The following is a 22,519-nucleotide window of genomic DNA, read 5'->3' on the forward strand; positions in this document are numbered from 1 at the left end:
GGTGCAATTGGTTCAGCCTGAGATTGCGGTGCGGCTTCGCCGCAGGCAGTCGTGGGGATGCCAATCATGAGCAGCATGACGGCGGACGGGCGCGCCGCGCCTGTGGTCAACGATGCCGACGGCGACGTCGGCCCGCTCGAGCAGAAACATCTGCAATACGCCAACTACCGCGCGGTCGCCGGCAGCACCGAGCTGACGAAAACCCATTGGCACATCGCCACCGCCAACGCGCTCGGCTGGGGCTTCGACGGCATGGACGGCGTGATCTTCGCGCTGATCTCGCCGATGGTGATCAAGGAATTCCAGCTCAGCCTGCCGGAATACCGTTCGGGCATGCAGATCGCGCTGTTCGTCGGCATCGCCGGGCTCTATTTCTGGCCGTGGCTCGCCGACCGCTACGGCCGCCGCACGCTGCTCGCCGTCAACATCGCGCTGTTCTCGCTTCTGATGCCGGTCGCGGCGCTCTCGCCGACCTTTACGGTGTTCGTGATCGCGCGCTCGCTGTTGTTCTTCGCACTCAACGGCGAATGGTCGCTCGGCTCGATGCTGGTGGCGGAGACCTGGCCGGCCCGCCTGCGCGGCCGCGTCATCAGCATCACGCGCTCGGCTTGGTGCATCGGCGCCACGCTTGCCGGCGCGATCACCGGCCTCGTCGCCGCCAATTTCGGCTGGCGTATCGCCGTGATGGTGCCCGGCGCGATCGCGCTGCTCGCGATCTATATCCGCTCCACCTGTCCGGAATCGCCCTATTGGGTGCGGTCGCAGGATCGCAAGCGGCGCATCTCGGAAACGCTGGCGCGCGGCGGCACGGTGGGCGCCGATGACAGCGCCTGGTTCGGCAAGGCCAAGTCAGTCGGCATCCGCCAGGTGTTCATGCCCGACGTGCTGCCGTCGACATTGGTCGCGCTGTTCGTGGCCTGCGCCTCGACCTGCATCTACGGCACGGTCGGCGCCTGGATGCCGCTTTACCTCTCGACCGAGAAACACTGGTCGACCGCCGAATACAGCCTGTTCTACGTGTTTTATGGCCTGTGCGGCTTCCTCGGCCTGTGCCTGGTCGGCTGGCTGATCGACAAGATCGGCCGCCGCCGCACCTTCATCATCACCCTGATCGAGGGCGCGATCTTCATGACGCTCTGGGTTTATTCCGAGGATCGCGTGCTGCTGTGGACGTTCGGACTGCTCTGGTGTCTCGGCTTCCTCGGCTTCTGGGGCCCGAGCACGACGCTGACCGCGGAGATCTTCCCGACCCGCATCCGCGGCGCCGCCAACGGCGTGGTGTGGGCGATCGCCTATTTCGTCGGCTTCGTGCTATTCCCGTTCGTCTCGATCGCGCTCCAGCAGCACACCGGCTCGTTCGCGCTGGCGTTCCTCTGCATCCCCGTGCTGATGATCGCGATGGCGGTCGGCGTGTTCTTTTGCGTGCCGGAGCATACCGGCAAGGAGCTGAACGAGATCAGCGAGTGAGCATGTAGCCCGGATGGAGCGAAGCGAAATCCGGGCTACGTAAGTCAACCTCCCCTTGGAAAGGGGAGGTCGCTTTGCTCGCAGAGCAAAGCGGGTGGGGATCAGCTCTCTCCACCAGCAGTGTCGCCTGTGGCCGACCCCATCCCGACCTTTCCCCTTGCAGGGGGAAGGAGGAGACCTAGTCCCGGTTCGCCGGCGTCTGAATGAATCCGCGGTTGTGGGTCGGGCTGATCAGGATCTCGTTCACGCAGACCCGCGCCGGCATGCTGGCGACGAAGGCGATGGTGCGGCCGCAATCTTCCGGCTGCAGCATCTTGGCCTGCTCGGCCTCGCTCGGCACCACCGGCCGCTGCTTCAGAATCGGGGTTGCGACCTCGCCCGGCGACAGGCAGCAGGCGCGCAGGCCGTTGACGCATTCGTCCATGTTGAAGGAATGGGTCAGCGCCAGCACCGCATGCTTGGTCGTGGTGTAGGCCGGACCCGGCATCTTCGAGACGTGGCGGCCGGCCCAGGAGGCGACGTTGATGATGCAGCCGTCCTGCTGCTTGCGCATCGCCGGCAGCACGGCGCGCATGCAATACAGCACGCCGTTGAGATTGACCTCGACCAGCTTGTCCCAGCCCTCCAGTTCCATGTCGGCCCAGCTGCGCTTCGGCACGTTGATGCCGGCGCTATTGACCAAAAGGTCGATGCGGCCGTGCTTGGCGACGATCGCCTCAGCTGCCTTGTTGACGGCGGTCTTGTTGCTGACATCGAGCGCGATCGCCTCGGCCTTGCCGCCCTTTTTCGCGATGTTGGCCACCACGCGGTCGAGCTCTTCCTTGCGACGGCCGGACACCACCACGGTCCAGCCGTCCGCAGCCAGGAATTCCGCCCCGGATTCGCCGATTCCAGTGCCGCCACCGGTGACCCAGGCCACGCGCTTCCCATTATTTGTCATGCAAACTGTCTCCGTTGCTTTCCGAAGGGCGTTTTTGCTAATCCAGCCGGACCTTTACCGGCGCTTTCGCCCCTCAGGGGATGTTGCATGAACACGACCACCAACGCCAACCTGTTTTCCCGCCTGTTCGACGGCCTCGACGACCCCAATCGGCTCGCGATCGAGCAGCTCGACGGCAGCCGCATCTCCTATGGCGATTTGATCGCGCGCGCGGGCCGGATGGCGAACGTGCTGGTGGAGCGCGGCGTCAAGCCGGGCGACCGCGTCGCGGCGCAGACCGAGAAGTCGGTTTCGGCGCTGGTGCTCTATCTCGCCACCGTGCGCGCCGGCGGCGTCTATCTGCCGCTCAACACCGCCTACACGCTGAACGAGCTCGAATACTTCATCACCGACGCCGAGCCGTCGCTGGTGGTCTGCGATCCGTCCAAGCTGGACGGCATCAAGGCGATCGCCGCCAAGGTGGGGGCGAAGATCGAAACGCTCGATCCCACCGGCAAGGGCTCGCTGACCGAGGCCGCCGACAAGGCGCCGAAGGACTTCGCCACTGTGCCGCGCGGCAATGACGACCTCGCCGCGATCCTCTACACGTCGGGCACCACCGGCCGCTCCAAGGGCGCGATGCTGTCGCACGACAATCTGGCGTCGAACTCCTACTCGCTGGTCGATTACTGGCGCTTCACCGACAAGGACGTGCTGATCCACGCGCTGCCGATCTATCACACCCACGGCCTGTTCGTGGCGAGCAACGTGACGCTGTTCTCGCGCGCCTCGATGATCTTTCTGCCGAAGTTCGATCCGGACGCGATCCTGAAGCTGATGGCCCGCGCCACCGTGATGATGGGCGTGCCGACCTTCTACACCCGCCTGTTGCAGAACCCCGGCCTGAACAAGGACGCCACCAAACACATGCGGCTGTTCATCTCGGGCTCCGCGCCGCTGCTCGCCGACACCCACCGCGAATGGTCCGCGCGCACCGGCCACGCCGTGCTCGAGCGCTACGGCATGACCGAAACCAACATGAACACGTCGAATCCCTATGACGGCGACCGCGTGCCCGGCGCGGTCGGCTTCCCGCTACCCGGCGTTTCGGTGCGGGTCACCGATCCCGAGACCGGCAAGGAGCTCGCGCGGGAGACCATCGGCATGATCGAGGTCAAGGGCCCGAACGTGTTCCAGGGCTATTGGCGGATGCCGGAGAAGACCAAAGCCGAATTCCGCGCCGACGGCTTCTTCATCACCGGCGACCTCGGCAAGATCGACGACAAGGGCTACGTCCACATCCTCGGCCGCGGCAAGGATCTCGTGATCTCCGGCGGCTTCAACGTCTACCCGAAGGAGATCGAGAGCGAGATCGACGCCATGCCCGGCGTGATCGAATCCGCCGTAATCGGCGTGCCGCATGCCGATTTCGGCGAAGGCGTCACCGCCGTCCTCGTCTGCAACAAGGGCGCCGATATCAGCGAGGCCTCGGTGCTGAAGGCGCTCGACGGGCGGCTCGCCAAATTCAAGATGCCCAAGCGCGTCTTCGTCGTCGACGAATTGCCGCGCAACGCGATGGGCAAGGTGCAGAAGAATATCTTGCGGGATACGTATAAGGATATTTACGCGAAGTAGCTCGGTGTCGCAGCCTGCCTGTCTTCTCCTTCCCCCTGCAAGGGGGAAGGTCGGGATGGGGGTCAGCCGCAGACCTGCTGCAAGCCGAGAGAGCAGATCCCCACCGCTTTGCTCTGGCGAGCAAAGCGACCTCCCCTTTTCAAGGGGAGGTTATGCGCCGCCCAACAGGCTGATCACGAACCGTCCGCCGACGATGAAGAGATAGGCCCCGAACGCCACCTCCAGCGCCCGCTTCGACAGCGCGTGCGCGACCCTGACGCCGAGCGGCGCGGTGACCAGCGTGGTAGGCATCACCAGCAGCGCTCCGATCAGCGAGACGTAGCCGAGCGCGAACGGCAGCTGCAGCGCCGTAACATCGGGAAAGCGCGCGGCGGCGGGCCAGCCGGCATAGACGTAGCCGAGCGCGCCGGGGATCGAGATCAGCACCGCGAGCGCTGACGACGTCGCGACCGCCTGATGGATCGGCCGGCCATAGAAAGTCATCAAGAGGTTGGCGAACAGGCCGCCGCCGATCCCCATCAGTGTCGACAGCAGGCCGACGAAGAAGCCGTAGACGCGCATCAGAAATCCCTTCGGCACGTCGTCGCCGAACTTCCAGGTCTCGCGCGCCAGCAGCAGCCGTGCCGCCGCCGACCAGGCCACCAGCACGAACACGATCTTGAACAGCCGCTCCGGGGCGAAGCGCGCGGTGACGCTGCCGGCGGCGACGCCGATCACGATCGGCAGCCACCAGCGCTTCAGGATCTCCATGTCGACCGCGCCGCGGCGATAGTGGGCGCGAAACGAGCTCAGCGAGGTCGGGATGATGATCGCGAGCGAGGTACCGATGCAGAGCGGCATCCGCACTTCGAGCGGCACGCCGGCGAGGCGAAAGCATTCGTAGAACACCGGCACCAGGATCGCGCCGCCGCCGATGCCGAACAGCCCGGCGAGAAATCCGGACAGCGCGCCGACCGCGATCAGCAGCAGCGCAAGCTCGAGCAACTCCCGGGGATCGAGGCCGGCCATTGTCCTTTTCGTGCAGCATCAGGTTGGTGTCGCCAGAGCGGATGCTTCGGCGGCGTCTCGCGACTGTCGCTCGCGAGCAATAACCGCTTTTCAGGTTCGGGAGTATCGGCGCGACTGCGCAGGACCTCATGCAAATCTCGCGTGCGTCCTATCGACGGTACGAAGGCGAATCGCGAATTCCGCATATCCGGTCGGCTTTGGATGAATGGCCTGGAGACGTTGGTTGATGCGCTGCGGTATCGCGCCGGCATCGTCCGCGTGCCGGCGCCGACATCTGCAGTCTGGCCGCGTCAGTGGCCGGTCGCGGCGTGCCGTTCGGCCGCGAGCCGCCAGCTACTCCAGTGCAGCTGGCGTTTCGCCCGTCACGCGGACCAGCGCCTAAGATCAGGGCAACAGCCAATTATCCGGTGGAACAATGGGGCAAATCGACGCCTCACGCCCCCCTCCGCGTCGCCTTCAACTCGCTGAGTGATACAATGATCAATGATTCATTTTTTGGTTCGACCGACCTTGCATATAGAATACCACACTGCGGATCAACCAGAATTCGGCAACTCTAACAATGAACTTCGGTTCGACCGAAGGCTATTTGGCCGTTGCGCGGCGGGGTGCGACTCCGTAAATAGAACTCCTCTACCGCGTTCCCCGATGGGCCGGCCGCGGTCCCTCACACCATAAAGCCCGCCGATGACCGCCAGGATCGAACGACCGCTTTCACCCCATTTGCAGACCTACCGGTGGACGCTGACGATGGCGCTGTCCATCGTCCACCGCGCCACAGGTGTGGCACTCTATTTCGGCACCCTGCTGCTCGCATGGTGGCTGATCGCAGCCGCCTCCGGCCCGACCGCCTATGCCAACGTCCAGGCCTTCACCGGCAGCGCGATCGGCAAGCTGATCGTGTTCGGCTACACATGGGCGCTGATGCACCATCTGTGCAGCGGCATCCGGCATTTCGTCTGGGACCTCGGCTACGGCTTCAAGGCCAATGAGCGCGAAGCTCTGACCTGGGGCGCGCTGGTCGCCGGCATCGCGCTGACCGTGCTGGTCTGGATCATTGCCTACGCGGTTGGAGGTGGACGATGAGCGGCCCCTCTTCGATGCGCACGCCGCTGGAGCGCGTCCGCGGCCTCGGCTCCGCCCACACCGGCACCGGCGATTTCTGGCGCCAGCGGCTTACCGCGGTAGCGATGACGCTGCTGATCGTTCCCGTGATCGTCGTGGTGATCATGCTGATCGGCCGCAACCATGCCGGCGCGGCACAGATCCTCGGCTCGATCCCGATCGCCATCATCCTGCTGCTCTTCATCGTCGCCAGCACCTGGCACATGAAGATCGGCATGCAGGTCGTGATCGAAGACTACATCCACAACGAGAAGCTGAAGATCGCCAGCGTGATGGCGAACAACTTCTTCTGCGTCGCGGTCGCATTGGCCTCGATCTACGCAATCCTCAAATTGTCGTCGGGAGTATAACCCATGGCCGGTGAAGGAAACGGCAAGGCCACCAACGGCAGTGGCCCGGCCACCAATGGCAAGGCCTATCCGATCCAGGACCACACCTACGACGTCGTCGTGGTCGGCGCCGGCGGCGCGGGTCTGCGCGCCGTGGTCGGCTGCTCGGAAGCGGGCCTGCGCACCGCCTGCATCACCAAGGTGTTCCCGACCCGCTCGCACACCGTTGCGGCGCAGGGCGGCATCTCGGCCTCGCTTGGCAACATGCATCCGGACGACTGGCGCTGGCACATGTACGACACCGTGAAGGGGTCGGACTGGCTCGGCGATCAGGACGCGATCGAATACATGGTGCGCAACGCGCCCGACGCGGTCTACGAGCTCGAGCATTGGGGCGTGCCGTTCTCGCGCACCGAGGACGGCAAGATCTATCAGCGCCCGTTCGGCGGCATGACCATGGACTACGGCAAGGGCCAGGCCCAGCGCACCTGCGCGGCCGCGGACCGCACCGGGCACGCCATGCTGCACACGATGTATGGCCAGTCGCTGCGCCACTCGGCCGAGTTCTTCATCGAATTCTTCGCCATCGACCTGATCATGGACGACCAGGGCGTCTGCCGCGGCGTGATCGCGCTCAAGCTCGATGACGGCACGCTGCATCGCTTCCGCGCCCAGACCACGATTCTCGCGACCGGCGGCTATGGCCGCGCATATGCCTCCTGCACCTCGGCGCACACCTGCACCGGCGACGGCGGCGGCATGGTGTTGCGCGCCGGACTGCCGCTGCAGGACATGGAGTTCGTCCAGTTTCATCCGACCGGCATCTACGGCTCGGGCTGTCTCGTCACGGAGGGTGCGCGCGGCGAAGGCGGCTATCTCGTCAATTCCGAGGGCGAGCGCTTCATGGAGCGCTATGCGCCTTCGGCCAAGGACCTCGCCTCGCGTGACGTCGTCTCGCGCGCGATGACGATCGAGATCCGCGAAGGCCGCGGCGTCGGCAAGAAGAAGGATCACATCTTCCTTCACCTCGACCACCTCGATCCGAAGGTGCTGCACGAGCGGCTGCCGGGCATCTCCGAATCGGCGAAGATCTTCGCCAATGTCGACGTCACCCGCGAGCCGATCCCGATCGTGCCGACCGTGCACTACAACATGGGCGGCATCGCCACCAACTATCACGCCGAGGTGCTGACCAAGCGCAACGGCGACGACAATTCGGTGGTGCCGGGCCTGATGGCGATCGGCGAAGCCGCCTGCGTCTCGGTGCACGGCGCCAACCGCCTCGGCTCCAACTCGCTGATCGACCTCGTGGTGTTCGGCCGCGCCGCGGCGCTGCGCCTTGCCGACAAGCTGACGGCGAACGCCAAGCAGCCGGAGCTGCCGAAGGATTCGGCCGACCTCGCACTCGGCCGGCTCGATCGCTTCCGCCACGCCTCCGGCGGCACGCCGACCGCGAAGCTGCGCGACAGCATGCAGCATGTGATGCAGAACAATTGCGCGGTGTTCCGCACCGGCGACGTGCTGCATGAAGGCCAGAACCTGATTCACAAGGTCTATGGCGGCGTCGGCGACATCTCGGTGTCGGACCGCTCGCTGGTGTGGAATTCCGACCTGGTCGAGACGCTGGAGTTCGACAATCTGATCGTGCAGGCGATCGTGACGATGGATTCGGCGGCGAACCGCACCGAAAGCCGCGGCGCGCATGCGCGCGAGGACTTCTCGGCCCGCGACGACAAGAACTGGATGAAGCACACGCTGACCTGGATCGATCCGGCCGGCAAGACCGCGATCGATTATCGTCCGGTCCACGACTACACGATGACCAATGATGTGCAGTACATCCCGCCGAAGGCGCGGGTCTACTGAGAACGAAGGCGAGCAAGCATGGTTGAATTCGCACTTCCAAAGAATTCGAAGATTTCCGGCGGCAAGACCTGGCCGAAGCCGGCCGGCGCCACCGAGACGCGCGAATTCCGGGTGTATCGCTGGAACCCGGACGACGGCAAGAATCCGAGCGTCGACACTTATTATGTCGACACCCATGATTGCGGTCCGATGGTGCTGGACGGCCTGATCTGGATCAAGAACCACATCGACCCGACGCTGACCTTCCGACGCTCATGCCGCGAAGGCGTCTGCGGCTCCTGCGCGATGAACATCGACGGCCAGAACACCTTGGCCTGCACCAAGTCGATGCACGACGTCGGCGCCGGCGGCGCGGTCAAGGTCAATCCGCTGCCGCACCAGCCGGTGGTCAAGGACCTCGTCCCCGACCTCACCAATTTCTACGCCCAGTATGCCTCGATCGAGCCGTGGCTGAAGACCACGACGCCGACGCCGCAGAAGGAGTGGAGGCAGAGCCACGAGGACCGCGAGAAGCTCGACGGTCTCTACGAGTGCATCCTGTGCGCCTGCTGCTCGACCTCCTGCCCGAGCTACTGGTGGAACAGCGAGCGCTTCCTCGGTCCCGCCGCGCTGCTGCAGGCCACGCGCTGGGTCACCGATTCCCGCGACGAAGCGACCGGCGAGCGGCTCGACAATCTCGAGGATCCGTTCCGCCTCTATCGCTGCCACACCATCATGAACTGCGCCAAGGCGTGTCCGAAGGGCCTCAATCCCTCGGAAGCGATCGCCGAGCTCAAGTTCAAGATGGTCGAACGCCAGATCTGATCCGACCCGATCGCGGCTGCCGCTGCTGGTATCAGCGGGCAGCCGCCCCAGCCCGGATCAGGATATCGGAGCCGACCGCCTCGACTCCCGGCTTGCGGAGATCGAGCACGACGTCGACGATGCTGTGATCCTCCGGATCCATCGTCACGGTGAAGCCGAGATCGCGGCACATCCCGATCATCGTGGTGTTCTCGGTCAGCACCTGGCCGGACAGCCGCTTCAATCCCTCCGATCGCGCATAGTGGATCAGGAGCTGCATCAGCGCCCAACCGAGCCCTTTGCCCTTGAGATCGGACTGCAGCAGGATCGCGTATTCGGCGTTTTCGTACAGCGAGTCCGAATGCAGCCGGACCGCTCCCATCATCTCGCCGGTCGCCGGATCGAGCGCCACAAACGCCATCGCGCGCGCATAGTCGAGCTGGGTCAGGCGCGCGATGAAGGCGTGCGAGAATTCCTTCATCGCGTGGAAGAAGCGCAGCCTGAGATCTTCGGCGGTGACGCGCTTGAAGAACTCGGCGACCATCGGCTCGTCCTCCGGCCGCATCGGCCGCACCACGACGCGCGAGCCGTCGCGCAGCGCAAGCTCGCCCTCCCATTGCGACGGATAGGGCCTGACCGCCAATCTGGTTTGACCGGCGAACAGCCGCGCCGGCTTGCGGATCGCCACCCGCGCATCGAGCGCAAGCACACCGGCCTCGTCCGCCAGCATCGGATTGATGTCGAGCCCGGCGACCTCGGGAATGTCGGCCGCCATCTGCGCCAGCTTGACCAAAGTGAGCGGCACCACATCGGCCGGAACAGCGGGCACATCGCCATAGCCACCGAGCAGCCGCGAGACACGCGTGCGTCCGACCAGCTCGCGAGCGAGATTCATGTCGAGCGGCGGCAGCGCCAGCGCCTTGTCGTTGATCACCTCGACCGCAGGGCCGCCGCGGCCGAACACGATCACCGGCCCGAAGGTCGGATCGTCGGCGATGCCGAGGATCAGTTCGCGCGCCGCGCGCCGCACGATCATCGGCTGGATCGTCACGCCTTGCAGGGTGGCATCGGGCCGCGCGCTGCGTGCCCGCTGCATGACTGTGCGGGCGGCCTCGACGACACTTTCCCTGGTGCGCAGGTCGAGGATGACGCCGCCGACATCAGCCGCGTGCCTGATGTCGCGCGAGAACACCCTGACCACGATCGCATGCCCTTCGGCGAGGAACGGCGCCGCCTTCTCGGCCGCGTCCTCCGCATTGTCGGCGACGACCGTCGTCACGATCGGAATGCGATAGGCCTCGAACAGAGTGACGATCTCGGCCGGATCGAGCCAGGCGCGCCCTTCCGACAACGCGTTTACGACCACGTGCCGCGCCGCGGCCGTCTCCGGCGTGAACACCGATGCGACGCCAGGCGGGGTCGCGGCGAGCGCGGTGGAGGCCTCGCGATAGCGCACCAGATACATGAAGGCGCGCACCGCATCGTCCTCGGTCGGGAAGTGCGGAATCCGCGCCGCCTCGAAGATCGCGCCGGTGCGCTCATCGGCGCCGACCCACGCCGCAAGCACCAGTGCTGCCACCGCACTCCGCTTCGTCCTACGCTCACGCACGCATTGCGCCACCGCCTCGGCAATGCCATCGGCCGGCGCCACCGCCGTCTCGACATTCGCGACCAGCACCGCATCGCTGTTCGGGTCATCGAGCAGCGCGTTGAGCGCCACCACGTAGCGGGCAGCATCGGCATCGCCCGCGATGTCGACTGGATTGGCGCATGACCAACCCGGCGGCAGCATCTTGTCGAGCCGCTCGATCGTCTCAACCGTCAGCGTCGCGGGAACGCCGCCGAGCTCGGCCAGCCGATCGGTGGCGAGGATGCCGAGCCCGCCGCCATTGGTCAGGATCGCGAGCCGGTTGCCGCGCGGCACGAAGCCGCGGCCGAGCAGCTCGGCGCAATCGAACAGCTGGCGAAGATCGTAGACCCGCAGCATGCCGGCGCGGCGGAACGCGGCGTCATAGACCGCATCGGAGCCGGCCAGCGCCCCGGTGTGGGTCGCGGCGGCCCTTGCTCCCTCCGCCATCCGGCCCGACTTGACGATGACGACCGGCTTCATGCGTGCGGCGGCGCGCGCCGCCGACATGAACTTGCGCGCGTCCTTCACCGCTTCGAGGTAGATCAGGATCGCGCCGGTGTGATCGTCGAGCGCGAAATAATCCAGGAGGTCGGCGACGTCGACATCGAGCTGGTCGCCGATCGAGGCGATGCCGGAGAAGCCGAGCCGCCGTTCCGCCGCCCACTCGATCATCGCCGACGCGACCGCACCGGACTGCGAGATCAGTGCGACATGGCCATCGGACGGCTGATGCGAGGCGAAGCTCGCATTCAGCTTCGCACGCGGCACCATGATTCCGAGGCAATTCGGCCCGAGCAGGCGCATGCCGTGACGCCGCGCCGCCTGCTCCACGATCTCCGCGAGCGAGCCTGCGCCATGGCCGAGACCGGCCGACAGGATCGCAGCACCGGCAACCCCGGCGAGCCCGGCCTCCGCGACGATCTCCGGGATCGCCGCCGCCGGTGCGCTGATGACGACGAGGTCCGGAACGAACGGAAGCGACTTCAGGTCGGCAACGGTGGGCTCGCCGTCAACATCGGCATAGTGCCGATTGACGATGCCGACCTTGCCGGCGAAGCCGCTCGCCTTGAGGTTTCGCAGCACCGCCGCGCCGAGCGACGACGGGCGGGGGCTGCCGCCGGCAATGGCGATGCTTCGAGGCGAAAATAGCCGCTCCAGGCCGTACGTCGACATTGCAAGGTCTCGCAGGGAACCCGTGGATGCGCGCAAGGCGCCCCGAACGAACTCTACTGCGTCGCCCGCCCGGTTGCACCCATTGCCGCCGCGACAGAACGCAACGGCCCGGCTAATGCAGCCCCAGCGCCTGCGCCAGATTGAAGGTCAGGAAGCTCGCGGCATAGGCCAGCGCGAGCATGTACAGGAACGTCACGACCATCCACTTCGCGCCGCCGGTCTCGCGGCGGATCACCGCGAGCGTCGAGGCGCACTGCGGGGCGAAGATGTACCAGACCAGCATCGACAGCGCGGTCGCCAGCGTCCATTTCTGTGCCAGCACCTGGCCGATCTGCTCCGCCGCCTCCTTACCGCCCTCGATCGAATAGACGGTGCCGAGCGCCGCGACCGCGACCTCGCGCGCCGCCATGCCCGGGATCAGCGCCACCGCGATCTGCCAGTTGAAGCCGATCGGCCGCAGCAGCGGCTCGAGCGCATGGCCGATCATCGCCGCGAAGCTGTAATTGATCGCCGGCCCCTCGGCGCCGGCGGGCGCGGTCGGGAACGAGGCGAGGAACCAGATCAGCACCATCATCGAGAGGATCGTGGTGCCGGCGCGATACAGGAACATCTTGGCGCGATTGAGCACGCCGATCGCGATGCTGCGCAGCCGCGGCACCTTGTAGTCGGGCAATTCCAGCAGGAACGGCGCCGGCGCATGGTCGCGCCACAGGAAGAACTTTGCGATCGCCGAGACCGTCAGCGCGCTGGTGATGCCGGCGGCATAGAGGCCGAACATCACGAGCCCCTGCAGATTGACGAAGCCCCACAGCGTGGTCGCCGGAACGAACGCCGAGATGATCAGCGTATAGACCGGAATTCGCGCCGAGCAGGTCATCAGCGGCGCGATCAGGATCGTGGTCAGGCGATCACGCCGGTTGTCGATCACCCGCGTCGCCATGATGCCGGGAATGGCGCAGGCGAAGCTCGACAGCAGCGGAATGAAAGCGCGGCCATGCAGCCCGGCGCCGCCCATGATGCGATCCATCAGGAATGCGGCGCGCGCCATGTAGCCGAAATCTTCCAGCAGCAAGATGAACAGGAAGATGATGATGATCTGCGGCAGGAACACGATGACGCTGCCGACGCCCGAAATCAGGCCGTTCTGCAGGAAGCTCTGCAACAGGCTCCAGCTTTCGGGGAGCAGATCGTGGATCAGCTGCCCGAGCGCGGCGAAGCCGCCCGACAGCAACTCCATCGCCGGCTGCGCCCAGGTGAACACCGCCTGGAACATCACGAACAGGATCACGGCGAGGATCATGAGACCCCAGACCGGGTGCAGCACGACCGAATCGATCCGGTTGGTCAGCGTGTCGGGCTTGGTCGGCAGTGTCACCGCTGCGGCAATGATGCGGTCCGCCTCGCGCTGCGCGGCCTTGAGGTCCGCGATCGTCGGCGTCGTCCACTGGCTGGCCGCCACCTCGTGCGACTTCGCCAGGAATTCGTCAGTCCGCTTCAAGAGCTCGTCGACACCGCCCTTGCGGACCGCGACCGAGGTCACGATCGGTAGGCCGAGCTCCTGCGACATGCGATCGAGATCGATCGTTACGCCGCGGCGCTTCGCGATGTCGATCATGTTGAGCACGAGCATCATCGGCCGGCCGACGCGCTTCAGCTCGAGCACCAGCCGCAAGGTCAGCCGCAGATTGGTGGCGTCGGCGACGCAGAGCACGAGATCGGGCACGGCCTCGCCGTCGAAGCGGCCGAGCACGATGTCGCGGGTGATCTCCTCGTCCGGGCTGCGGCCGCGCAGCGAATAGGTGCCGGGCAGGTCGAGCACCGTCACGCTGCGGCCCTCCGGCGTGACGAATCCGCCGGATTTGCGCTCGACCGTGACGCCGGGATAATTGGCGACCTTCTGGCGGCTGCCGGTCAGACTGTTGAACAGCGACGTCTTGCCGGTGTTCGGCGCGCCCACCAGCGCCAGGCGCAAGGATGCAGTTGTCATTCGACGATCACAGCCATGGCTTCGCTCCGACGCAGCGCGATCGTGATGTTGTCGACGCGCACCGCGATCGGATCCCGCCGGATGGTGCCTTCATGCAGGATTTCCACGCGTGCGCCCTCGACAAATCCCATCTCCACCAGGCGCTGCTCGAGCTCCTGCGGAGACAGCGATGAACCCGTCACGAGCGCATCGAGCCTGATGATTTTTCCGACAAAACCGCGATCCGCATGTCCGAGCCGGATGTCCTGTAGCTTATCCTGGGAGGAGTTTGGATCGCCTGTCATGCGGCCTGTTTTTCAGCAGCTAGTCATAGGGTCAAGCATTTGCCCGTGAGAGGTTTTAGAACCCCTAAAAACAGCGCCGGGAAGCGTCATCTGGGTCGTTTTTCCGCTTAACGGCCGGCGTGGAGCAACAGGGTCGTGATGACGCCAGGCGGCATCCGCCCTGCGTCGCCCCGGACGCGTGCCGGCTCGCACTTGATCGATCCGGGTTGGCCTCCGGTAACCTTGACCGGCGGCTGCAAGGCGAGGCAGCCGCGGCGCCGGGTGCCGGGACGGGGTTTTGCTTCCTCCGGCGCGACGGTTTGCGTTAAGGTCCGCAAGGAGCCGGAGCGCCCGTGCAGACCGCACAACGCAATTCGCTGAGACTGCTGCAATGGATGATGGCCGCATCGCTGGCCCTTCCGCTGGCGCTGTTCGTGTTTGCATCCTCGATGTCCCGGATGTCGACCAGCGAGGCCGCCGACCAGGAGATCCAGCGCACGCTCGACGTCGCCCACGAGCACGCGCTCAAGGTGTTCGAGACCATCGACCGCAGCCTTGCCGAGGTCACCGAGGTCGTCCGCGGCATGGGCGACGCCGAGATCGTCGCGCGCGAGAAGGGCCTGCACGAGCGGCTGCGCCGGCTCGCGGACGCGCTCCCCCAGGTGAAATCGATCTGGGTGTTCGATGCCAACGGCCATGCCCTGGTCAACAGCCTGGTGCAACCGGCCCCCGGCATCGATTTCTCCGATCGGGATTACTTCCGCATCCACGCCGAGCGCGACATCGGCACCTATATCGGCGAGGTGCTGACGCCGCGGCCACCCTATCAGGGTGCGCGGTTCTTCAGCGTCGGCCGCCGCCGCAACAACGAGGACGGCAGCTTTGGCGGCGTGATCCAGGCCTCCGTGCTTCCGGAATATTTCGAGAATTTCTACGCCAAGATCGGCCGCGAGCCCGGCAGCTTCCTGGCGCTGATCCGGACCGATGGCTCGATCCTGGCGCATTTTCCGGTCATCGACCACGACGCCAGGTTCGAGCCGAGCGGCCCGCTCGGGCGACAGATCGTCGCCAATCCCGAAGCCGGCGGCATGACGATCCGTTCGCCGGCCGACGGCATCGAACGGCGCATGCGCTATCAGCGGCTGGCCGAGTACCCGATCTATGTCAGCGCGGGGCTCGAAACCTCGGCGATCCATGCGCGCTGGATATCGACCATGGCGCAGCACCTGATCTTCGGCATACCGGCGACCGCGCTGCTGTTCGGCCTGCTCGTGCTCGCCTATCAGAGAACTGAGCGCATGTTGGAGGAAGCCGACAGGCGCATCGAAGCCGAGGACGCGCTGCGGCATGGTCAGCGGCTGGAGGCGCTCGGACAACTCACCGGCGGCGTCGCGCATGACTTCAACAATCTGCTCACCGTGATCCGCGCGTCGGTCGACATGCTGCGGCGGTCGGACCTGCCGGAGGCGAGGCGGCAGCGCTATATCGATGCGATCTCCAACACCGTGAACCGCGCCGCCAAGCTGACCAACCAGCTGCTTGCGTTCGCGCGCCGCCAAACCCTGAAGCCCGAGGTGTTCGACGTCTGCCAGAATGTCCGCACCCTGAGCGAGATGATCACCACCCTGATCGGCTCGCGGATCGAGATCACGGCGCAGGTGCCGGACGAGACCTGCCTCGTCAACGCCGATGCGGGCCAGTTCGAGACCGCCATCATCAACATGGCGGTGAATGCGCGCGACGCGATGGACGGCGTCGGCCGGCTCACGATCGCGGTCCGCGCCGTGAGCAATCTGCCGGCCGAGGCGATCACGCCGCCGAGCCAGCACGGCCATGTCGCGGTGTCGGTGACCGATACCGGCGTCGGAATCCCGCAGGAGCTGTTCGGCCGCATCTTCGAGCCGTTCTACACCACCAAGGAGGTCGGTCACGGCACCGGCCTTGGCCTGTCGCAGGTGTTCGGCTTCGCCAAGCAATCCGGCGGCGAGGTCACCGTGACCAGCGAAGTCGGCAAGGGCTCGACGTTCACGCTGTATCTCCCGCGTGTCGTCGGCAAGCACAACGCACAATCGCCGCTCACGGAGGACGCGCCGTCGGTCGAGCCGACCAGCGCGTCGGTCCTCATCGTCGAGGACAATGCCGAGGTCGGAAAGTTCGCCGCCGACACGCTGACCCAGCTCGGCTGCACCTGCGTGCTCGTGGAGAACGCCACCTACGCGCTGGAGGAGCTGGCCGTCGACCCCGACAGGTTCGACCTCGTGTTCACCGATGTCGTGATGCCCGGCATGAGCGGCATCGAGCTTGCCGAGGAGATCCGCCGGCAGGGCCTCGACCTGCCGATCGTGCTTGCTTCCGGCTACAGCCAGGTGCTGTCGCAGCAAGGCAGCGGCGGCTTCGAGCTGCTGCAGAAGCCGTATTCGGCCGAGCAGCTGGCGCGGGTGCTGCACAAGGCCACCCGCTCGCGCCGGCTGAAGCGGGACCAGGCGCCGGCGGGGTGAATGAACCGCGTACGCGTATCGCGCATTCGCTGCCGCGCCTGCGAAAACTTTCGCAGGGATGACACTGGGTTTGCGGCTCAGCCATTGACGGATTTTGCCGGCTTGCCCGTCGGATCATCCCGTCGCATACGCCGGAATTGGCTTGGAACCTTCTGATTTCCCTCGCGTTATCGCGCGATGCGCAAAGCCGAGGCAAAATCCGGATCGTCGAACAGGCCCGCGCCGGCGAAGACCAACGCGCCTCGGAAAGCGGGCGCGACGCGCGGCGGTACCGAAGACACCGCTGCCGCACAGGGCAAAGCCGACGACAAATCGGAATTCGTCGAGATCGTCGCCGAAAACGGCGACCATGTCGAACCGCCGCCGCCGGACGTTGTCGAGCCCGATCCCGAACTGTCGCCCGAAGAGGCCGAACAAGCGCGCAAGGACTATCTGCTGACGCGGTTCTGGATCAGCGCGCGCGGCTATTGGAGCCAAGGCGGCGACCGGCTGGCATGGCTGTTCACGATCGGTCTGCTGCTGCTGATCGTCGCCAACGTCGCCGTGCAGTACGGCATCAATGTCTGGAATCGCGCGATCTTCGATGCGATCGAGAAGCGCGACTCGGCCGCGGTGTTCCACCTGACGGCCATCTTCTTTCCGCTTGCGATCGGCAGCGTGCTGCTGGGCGTTGGCCAGGTGTTCGGTCGCATGAGTATTCAGCGGCGCTGGCGCGCCTGGCTGACCAACGCCGTCGTGTCGCGCTGGCTGGCGAACGGCCGCTACTACCAGCTCAATCTGGTCGACGGCGACCACAAGAATCCGGAATACCGCATCGCCGAGGATCTGCGGATCGCAACCGACTCCCCGGTCGACTTCATCGCTGGCGTGACGTCGGCGCTGCTCTCGGCCGTCACCTTCATCGTGGTGCTCTGGACCATCGGCGGCGCGCTGACGGTGACGCTCGGCGGCTCGTCCATCAGTATCCCGGGCTTCCTGGTCATTGCTGCGATCATCTATGCGGCGGTCGCGTCGGGCTCGATCACGGCGATCGGCCGCAGCTTCGTGCAGATCTCCGAGGACAAGAACCAGGCGGAAGCGGAATTCCGCTACATCCTGACCCGCGTGCGCGAGAATGGCGAAAGCATCGCGCTGCTCGGCGGCGAAACCGAGGAGCGCGACGGCATCGACAAGGCGTTCTCGAACGTGTTGCGGCAATGGGCGCGGCTCGCTGGGCAGCACATGCGCACGACGCTGGTATCGCAGGGATCGAATCTCATTGCGCCGGTGGTCCCCTTGCTGCTGTGCGCGCCAAAATTCCTCGATGGCAGCTTGTCGCTCGGCCAGGTGATGCAGGCAGCCTCGGCCTTCACTATCGTGCAGACGGCGTTCGGCTGGCTGGTCGACAACTATCCGCGGCTCGCCGACTGGAACGCCTGCGCACGACGCATCGCCTCGCTGATGATGTCGCTTGACGGGCTGGAGCGCGCCGAGACCGGCGACGGCTTCGGCCGCATCGAGCGTGGCGAGACCGAGGGCGATGCCATGCTGAGCCTCAACGACCTTTCCGTCACGCTCGACGACGGCACCGCCGTGGTCGGCGAGACCGAAGTGGTCATTGAGCCGGGCGAGCGGCTGTTGGTCGCCGGCGAATCCGGCACCGGCAAGAGCACGCTGGTGCGCGCCATCGCCGGCTTGTGGCCATGGGGCGGCGGCAGCGTCGGCCTGCACGCGGACCGCCGCCTGTTCATGCTGCCGCAAAAGCCCTACGTGCCCTCGGGCACGCTGCGGCGCGCGGTGGCCTATCCCGGCGCCGCCGAGGACTGGAGCGTCGATGAGATCGGCGACGCCTTGCACAAGGTCGGGCTCGACCATCTCAAGGAGAAGATCGAGGAGGAGGCGCCGTGGGACCAGACGCTGTCCGGCGGCGAGAAGCAGCGGCTCGCCTTTGCGCGGCTGCTGCTGCACAACCCCGACATCGTCGTGCTCGACGAGGCGACTTCCGCGCTCGACGAGAAGAGCCAGGACAACATGATGGAGATGGTGACGACGGAATTGCCGAAGGCGACCATCGTCAGCGTCGCCCATCGCGTCGAGCTCGAGGCATTCCATAGCCGCAAGATCGTGCTGGAGCGCCGCAAGGGCGGCGCGAAGCTGGTCAGCGATGTCAAGCTGATCCCGCGCAAGGGCAAGCGGCGGCTGCTCGGGCGCTTCTTGCGCCAACAGCGAGCCTCGGCCAAGGTGTCGGACAAGGCGGCATAGCGGGCGTTGGCGCTCCCGTCACGACCGGCTATGCATGCGCCGCTTTCGATGGGCCATATGCGATCCCCCGCAACGACATTTCGCCAGGCGTTAGCCCCTTTCGAAGAGGAGGCGAAGCGAGAACGCGGACGCAATTGCATGACGACGGGATCGTAGCCCGGATGAAGCGCGGTGAAATCCGGGGTCAGACCATCCTCGGCTAGAGCAGCCCGGATTGCGCTTCGCTGCATCCGGGCTACATCGTCATTGCCCCGTTTCAAGGGGAGGTGCGCATGACAATGCGGCACAGCAAGGGAAGCTCGCAATGATCGACCATATCGGCTTTTCGGTCTCCGACTACGAGCGCGCGAAGGCGTTCTACCAGACGGCGCTGGCGCCGCTCGGTTACGGCCTGATCATGGAAGTGCCTGCTGAAGTTGCGGGGCACGCGCCAGCGGCAGGCTTCGGCGCCGACGGCAAGCCGGATTTCTGGATCGGCGGCGAAGGCGCGCTGAACAAGCCGGTGCATATCGCGATTGCGGCCAAGGACCGCGCCACCGTCGACGCCTTCTACAAGGCCGCGATGGCGGCCGGCGGCCGCGACAACGGCGCGCCCGGCATTCGCGCGCATTATCATCCGAACTATTACGGCGCCTTCGTGCTCGATCCCGACGGCCACAATATCGAAGCGGTCTGCCACACCCCCGGATGAGTTCAGGGGAACGGCGCGGCGCGCGATCCGTTATCGCTTGGAACTTCGATGGAGCGATCGATGCGCGCAATGCGACCTGACATCAGCGGACCCGACATCGGCAACAGGGTCTCGATCTGATGCCGATCGAACCACCCGAGATTCCGCCCGCGACGCCGGGCAATCCGAGCGAACCGCCGCCGGGAATTCCGCCCGGCAATCCGCAGCCTGAGGTTCCACCGCCGGTGCGCGAACCCGGCGAGCCGCCACGACCGGATGAGTTGCCCGGCAACACGCCCGACGAATCACCGGTGCGCGGACCGCCCGGACCATCCGGTCCACCGCCTGCGACAGATCGCCCCGCAGCCCGCTGATTCACGAGCGCGCCTCAGTTCCACATCGATCGCGAGTGTGTCCGAGCGTTTCTTCTGAATGGCCAGTGAACAAAGGCACATGCAACCCGTTATAATGTCGAAATAAACTTCGCCGATGATTCGGTGCTCGCCACAATCCGGCCTAACGGCTGGCAATTCATCGTCCTGCCGAATTGTTCGGCTCTCACTTTCTCTCCTGCCCAGACTTTCCGCCCGGGGACTCCAATACCATGACAAAGCTTCGTCTCGTGCTGCTCGCCACGACTGCGCTGACGGTGATGCAATTCGCCGCCTCAGCGTCGCACGCACAAACTTCGCCGCTGGTCGTCGCACAAGCGCAGCCAAAGGAAGAGCTCGGACCCGACGGAAAGCCCAAGCCGCGGCCCGCGCCGGGCGCTCCCGCGCATCCGGCTCCGCCCGCAGCCGCACCGCATCCGCAGGCGCCACCTCCGGCAGCTGCGCCTGCTCATCCGACACCGCCACCTCCGGCGGCCGCGCCGCATCCGACGCCGCCAGCTCCGCCCGCAGCCGCGCCTGCACGCCCCGCTCCGCCTCCGCCGCCCGCGGCCGCGCCCGCACACCCTGCTCCGCCGGCCGCTCCTGCACGGCCCGAACCGCCCGCAGCGCGCCCGGCGCCGCCTCCGCCGGCAGCCGCACCCGTGCGACCCGAGCCACCGGCCGCGAAGCCAGCAACGCCACCGCCGCCGGCTGCACCCGCACGGCCGGAGCCGCCTGCAGCGGCGCCCGCGAAGCCTGCGACGCCACCGCCACCGGCAGCGGCGCCCGCACATCCGACGCCGACCCCGCCGCCGCCTGCCGCAGCACCACAACGCCCGGGTACACCGGCGCCCGGCGCAGGTCCCGCGCACACGCCGCCGACGCCGGCCCCGGGTGCCGCAACACCGGCAGCGCCGGGCACCGCCGCTCCCGCAGCACGCCCCGGCACGCCGCCCGCGGCCGCAACGCCAACACCTGCAGCTCCGTCAGTGGCACCGGGCGAACGCCCACGCGGCGAGCGCGGCGAACGGCCTAACGGTGAGCGTCCTGGCGGTGCCAAGCAACCGCCCGGTACACCGCCCACGCCTGCGCCCGGCGCAACACCGACAACGCCTGCGCCTGCCACACCGACGACGCCTCCCGCCGCTGGCGGGCAGCCGCCGGCACGACCTGGCACCCCCGGCGCCCCGCCCGCCGCAACCACGCCGCCGGGCGCCACGCCAGCGCCACCGGCTCCGGGTCAGCAGGGACGTCCAGCCACGCCGCCCGGAACGCCTCCGGCTCCGGGCGCGGCAATGGGCGCTCCCGGCACGACACCGGCTCCGGCTCAGCAGGCACGCCCGGGCGTTGCGCCCGGCGTGTCACCGGCCCAGGGAGCCGCCATGGGCGCGCCCGCGGCACCGACCGTCGTCCCCGGCTCGGCGGCTGCAACGCCTCCGCCCGGCAAGGCGCAATACGCCCCGCCGACGGTTGCACCGGCATTCCGGGCCGCGCCTGCGGTCGCAGCGCCGCTGCCGCCGCCGCCGCGGCATGACAACATTACGCCGCTTGCGATCGGCGCCGCGGTCGGTGCGGGCGTGGTGGCCGGTGCGATCATCGGCGGGAGCATCGCCGACCTGCGCGGCCAGCGGCAGGAGGTCGTCGAAGACGGCCGCACCATCTACACCGAACCGGACCGGGTCATCATTCGCGACCCGAGCGGCCAGGCCTATGTGCGCGGCGACGACGTCTATCGTTTCCGCTATGGCGCGCGTGACATCCGCACCGAAACGATCGGCGGCGAAACCCGCACCATTGTGGTCCGTCCCGATGGCAGCGAGATCATCACGGTGGTCGGTGCCGACGGCCAGATGCTGCGCCGGATCCGCAGGGATCCCGGCGGGCGCGAGCTCGTCATCATCGACAACAGCTATCGCGATCCGCGCGCGGTCGGCGGCTTCTATGTCGACGTGCCGCCGCCGGTGGTCAACATTCCCTACGATCGCTACATCGTCGACGCTCAGGAAGCGTCGCCCGACGTGATCTACGAGACCATGGAGGCACCGCCGGTGCAGCGGATCGATCGGCGCTACTCGCTCGAAGAGATCCGCTACAGCCCCAATGTCCGCATGCAGATGCCGAGCATCGACCTCAACACGATCAACTTCGACTCCGGTTCGTGGACCATCCCGCCGGATCAGGCGGCGAGGTTGCAGGTGATCGCCGACGGTCTCAACCGGGCCATCCAGCGCAATCCGCGCGAGGTGTTCCTGATCGAAGGCCATACGGATGCGACCGGCAACGACACCGACAATCTGTCGCTGTCCGACCGCCGTGCGCAATCCGCCGCCGAGCTGCTGACGCAGCAATTCGGCGTTCCGGCGGAAAACCTGACCTCGCAGGGTTACGGCTCGCAGTACCTGAAGGAGCAGACCGACGGACCGAGCCGCATCAACCGGCGCGTCACCGTTCGCCGCATCACCCCGCTGCTCAACGGCGGCACCGCCTCCGCCGCGCCGCCGCGCTGAGCCGGCGCCACATCACGATACGAAATGGCCGGGAGCGATCCCGGCCA

General features: G+C 66.5%; 16 protein-coding genes. 11 read left to right on the forward strand and 5 right to left on the reverse strand.

Annotation, left to right across the window (positions count from 1 at the left end):
- Positions 1–66 precede the first annotated feature (66 nt).
- Complete coding sequence (locus ACVISU_RS20360) at positions 67–1,467, forward strand: MFS transporter (protein ID WP_456708094.1); 1,401 nt, start codon at positions 67–69, stop codon at positions 1,465–1,467.
- A 178-nt stretch (positions 1,468–1,645) separates the two neighbouring features.
- Here the strand turns inward: ACVISU_RS20360 and ACVISU_RS20365 are convergent, their stop codons facing one another.
- Entirely contained in the window at positions 1,646–2,407 is a 762-nt protein-coding gene (locus tag ACVISU_RS20365) for an SDR family oxidoreductase (RefSeq protein WP_456708095.1), read from the reverse strand.
- A gap of 87 nt (positions 2,408–2,494) precedes the next feature.
- Between ACVISU_RS20365 and ACVISU_RS20370 the strand changes: the two genes are divergently transcribed.
- Positions 2,495–4,021 (forward strand): malonate--CoA ligase, encoded by a 1,527-nt coding sequence (locus ACVISU_RS20370; RefSeq protein WP_456708096.1) that lies wholly within the window; start codon positions 2,495–2,497, stop codon positions 4,019–4,021.
- Positions 4,022–4,171: 150 nt separating this feature from the next.
- Here ACVISU_RS20370 and ACVISU_RS20375 read toward each other — a convergent pair whose 3' ends face one another.
- The gene (locus ACVISU_RS20375; RefSeq protein WP_456708097.1) at positions 4,172–5,029 is read right to left on the reverse strand and encodes a sulfite exporter TauE/SafE family protein; all 858 of its coding nucleotides are present in this window, start codon (positions 5,027–5,029) and stop codon (positions 4,172–4,174) included.
- A gap of 687 nt (positions 5,030–5,716) precedes the next feature.
- On the opposite strand from ACVISU_RS20375, the gene sdhC reads away from it, so the two are divergent.
- From sdhC to ACVISU_RS20395, 4 genes are read left to right on the forward strand one after another with little or no spacing between them, the layout of a single operon-like run.
- A complete protein-coding gene (sdhC, locus tag ACVISU_RS20380; RefSeq protein ID WP_050402512.1) occupies positions 5,717–6,115 on the forward strand; it encodes a succinate dehydrogenase, cytochrome b556 subunit in 399 nt (132 codons plus the stop codon).
- Positions 6,116–6,129: 14 nt separating this feature from the next.
- Complete coding sequence (sdhD, locus tag ACVISU_RS20385) at positions 6,130–6,504, forward strand: succinate dehydrogenase, hydrophobic membrane anchor protein (protein ID WP_083992366.1); 375 nt, start codon at positions 6,130–6,132, stop codon at positions 6,502–6,504.
- A 3-nt stretch (positions 6,505–6,507) separates the two neighbouring features.
- On the forward strand, positions 6,508–8,349 hold the full coding sequence (gene sdhA, locus ACVISU_RS20390; protein ID WP_456708098.1) for a succinate dehydrogenase flavoprotein subunit: 1,842 nt from the start codon (positions 6,508–6,510) through the stop codon (positions 8,347–8,349).
- A gap of 18 nt (positions 8,350–8,367) precedes the next feature.
- Entirely contained in the window at positions 8,368–9,153 is a 786-nt protein-coding gene (locus ACVISU_RS20395; RefSeq protein ID WP_050402509.1) for a succinate dehydrogenase iron-sulfur subunit, read from the forward strand.
- 31 nt (positions 9,154–9,184) lie between these two features.
- Here ACVISU_RS20395 and ACVISU_RS20400 read toward each other — a convergent pair whose 3' ends face one another.
- The 3 genes from ACVISU_RS20400 to ACVISU_RS20410 form a co-directional block, all read right to left on the reverse strand.
- Positions 9,185–11,935, reverse strand: coding sequence for a bifunctional acetate--CoA ligase family protein/GNAT family N-acetyltransferase (locus ACVISU_RS20400; RefSeq protein WP_456708099.1), 2,751 nt, complete (start codon positions 11,933–11,935; stop codon positions 9,185–9,187).
- A 112-nt stretch (positions 11,936–12,047) separates the two neighbouring features.
- Positions 12,048–13,922, reverse strand: a complete 1,875-nt coding sequence (gene feoB / locus ACVISU_RS20405) for a ferrous iron transporter B (protein ID WP_456708100.1) — start codon at positions 13,920–13,922, stop codon at positions 12,048–12,050.
- Positions 13,919–14,206 (reverse strand): FeoA family protein, encoded by a 288-nt coding sequence (locus ACVISU_RS20410; RefSeq protein WP_456708101.1) that lies wholly within the window; start codon positions 14,204–14,206, stop codon positions 13,919–13,921. Before ACVISU_RS20410 ends, feoB begins: the two co-directional genes overlap by 4 nt.
- 332 nt (positions 14,207–14,538) lie before the next feature.
- On the opposite strand from ACVISU_RS20410, the gene ACVISU_RS20415 reads away from it, so the two are divergent.
- The 5 genes from ACVISU_RS20415 (at position 14,539) to ACVISU_RS20435 (ending at position 22,472) form a co-directional block, all read left to right on the forward strand.
- On the forward strand, positions 14,539–16,683 hold the full coding sequence (locus ACVISU_RS20415) for an ATP-binding protein (RefSeq protein WP_456708102.1): 2,145 nt from the start codon (positions 14,539–14,541) through the stop codon (positions 16,681–16,683).
- Positions 16,684–16,860: 177 nt separating this feature from the next.
- The gene (locus ACVISU_RS20420; RefSeq protein WP_456708103.1) at positions 16,861–18,924 is read left to right on the forward strand and encodes an ABC transporter ATP-binding protein/permease; all 2,064 of its coding nucleotides are present in this window, start codon (positions 16,861–16,863) and stop codon (positions 18,922–18,924) included.
- A gap of 304 nt (positions 18,925–19,228) precedes the next feature.
- On the forward strand, positions 19,229–19,615 hold the full coding sequence (locus ACVISU_RS20425) for a VOC family protein (RefSeq protein WP_456708104.1): 387 nt from the start codon (positions 19,229–19,231) through the stop codon (positions 19,613–19,615).
- Between the two features lie 119 nt (positions 19,616–19,734).
- Positions 19,735–19,968 carry a hypothetical protein gene (locus ACVISU_RS20430; protein WP_456708105.1) on the forward strand — a complete coding sequence of 78 codons (234 nt, stop codon included), beginning with the start codon at positions 19,735–19,737 and terminating at the stop codon, positions 19,966–19,968.
- 230 nt (positions 19,969–20,198) lie between these two features.
- Positions 20,199–22,472 (forward strand): OmpA family protein, encoded by a 2,274-nt coding sequence (locus ACVISU_RS20435; RefSeq protein ID WP_456708106.1) that lies wholly within the window; start codon positions 20,199–20,201, stop codon positions 22,470–22,472.
- The last annotated feature ends 47 nt before the right edge of the window (positions 22,473–22,519 follow it).

The organism is Bradyrhizobium sp. USDA 4452, from assembly GCF_054063575.1.

Excerpts from the sequence above, each read along its gene's own strand:
- sdhD (WP_083992366.1), top strand. The coding sequence starts at position 6,130 with ATGCGCACGCCGCTGGAGCGCGTCCGCGGCCTCGGCTCCGCCCACACC.
- ACVISU_RS20365 (WP_456708095.1), bottom strand. The coding sequence starts at position 2,407 with ATGACAAATAATGGGAAGCGCGTGGCCTGGGTCACCGGTGGCGGCACT.
- ACVISU_RS20430 (WP_456708105.1), top strand. The coding sequence starts at position 19,735 with ATGCCGATCGAACCACCCGAGATTCCGCCCGCGACGCCGGGCAATCCG.
- ACVISU_RS20395 (WP_050402509.1), top strand. The coding sequence starts at position 8,368 with ATGGTTGAATTCGCACTTCCAAAGAATTCGAAGATTTCCGGCGGCAAG.
- ACVISU_RS20400 (WP_456708099.1), bottom strand. The coding sequence starts at position 11,935 with ATGTCGACGTACGGCCTGGAGCGGCTATTTTCGCCTCGAAGCATCGCC.
- sdhC (WP_050402512.1), top strand. The coding sequence starts at position 5,717 with ATGACCGCCAGGATCGAACGACCGCTTTCACCCCATTTGCAGACCTAC.
- ACVISU_RS20420 (WP_456708103.1), top strand. The coding sequence starts at position 16,861 with ATGCGCAAAGCCGAGGCAAAATCCGGATCGTCGAACAGGCCCGCGCCG.
- ACVISU_RS20425 (WP_456708104.1), top strand. The coding sequence starts at position 19,229 with ATGATCGACCATATCGGCTTTTCGGTCTCCGACTACGAGCGCGCGAAG.
- ACVISU_RS20435 (WP_456708106.1), top strand. The coding sequence starts at position 20,199 with ATGACAAAGCTTCGTCTCGTGCTGCTCGCCACGACTGCGCTGACGGTG.
- ACVISU_RS20410 (WP_456708101.1), bottom strand. The coding sequence starts at position 14,206 with ATGACAGGCGATCCAAACTCCTCCCAGGATAAGCTACAGGACATCCGG.
- feoB (WP_456708100.1), bottom strand. The coding sequence starts at position 13,922 with ATGACAACTGCATCCTTGCGCCTGGCGCTGGTGGGCGCGCCGAACACC.
- sdhA (WP_456708098.1), top strand. The coding sequence starts at position 6,508 with ATGGCCGGTGAAGGAAACGGCAAGGCCACCAACGGCAGTGGCCCGGCC.
- ACVISU_RS20360 (WP_456708094.1), top strand. The coding sequence starts at position 67 with ATGAGCAGCATGACGGCGGACGGGCGCGCCGCGCCTGTGGTCAACGAT.
- ACVISU_RS20375 (WP_456708097.1), bottom strand. The coding sequence starts at position 5,029 with ATGGCCGGCCTCGATCCCCGGGAGTTGCTCGAGCTTGCGCTGCTGCTG.
- ACVISU_RS20370 (WP_456708096.1), top strand. The coding sequence starts at position 2,495 with ATGAACACGACCACCAACGCCAACCTGTTTTCCCGCCTGTTCGACGGC.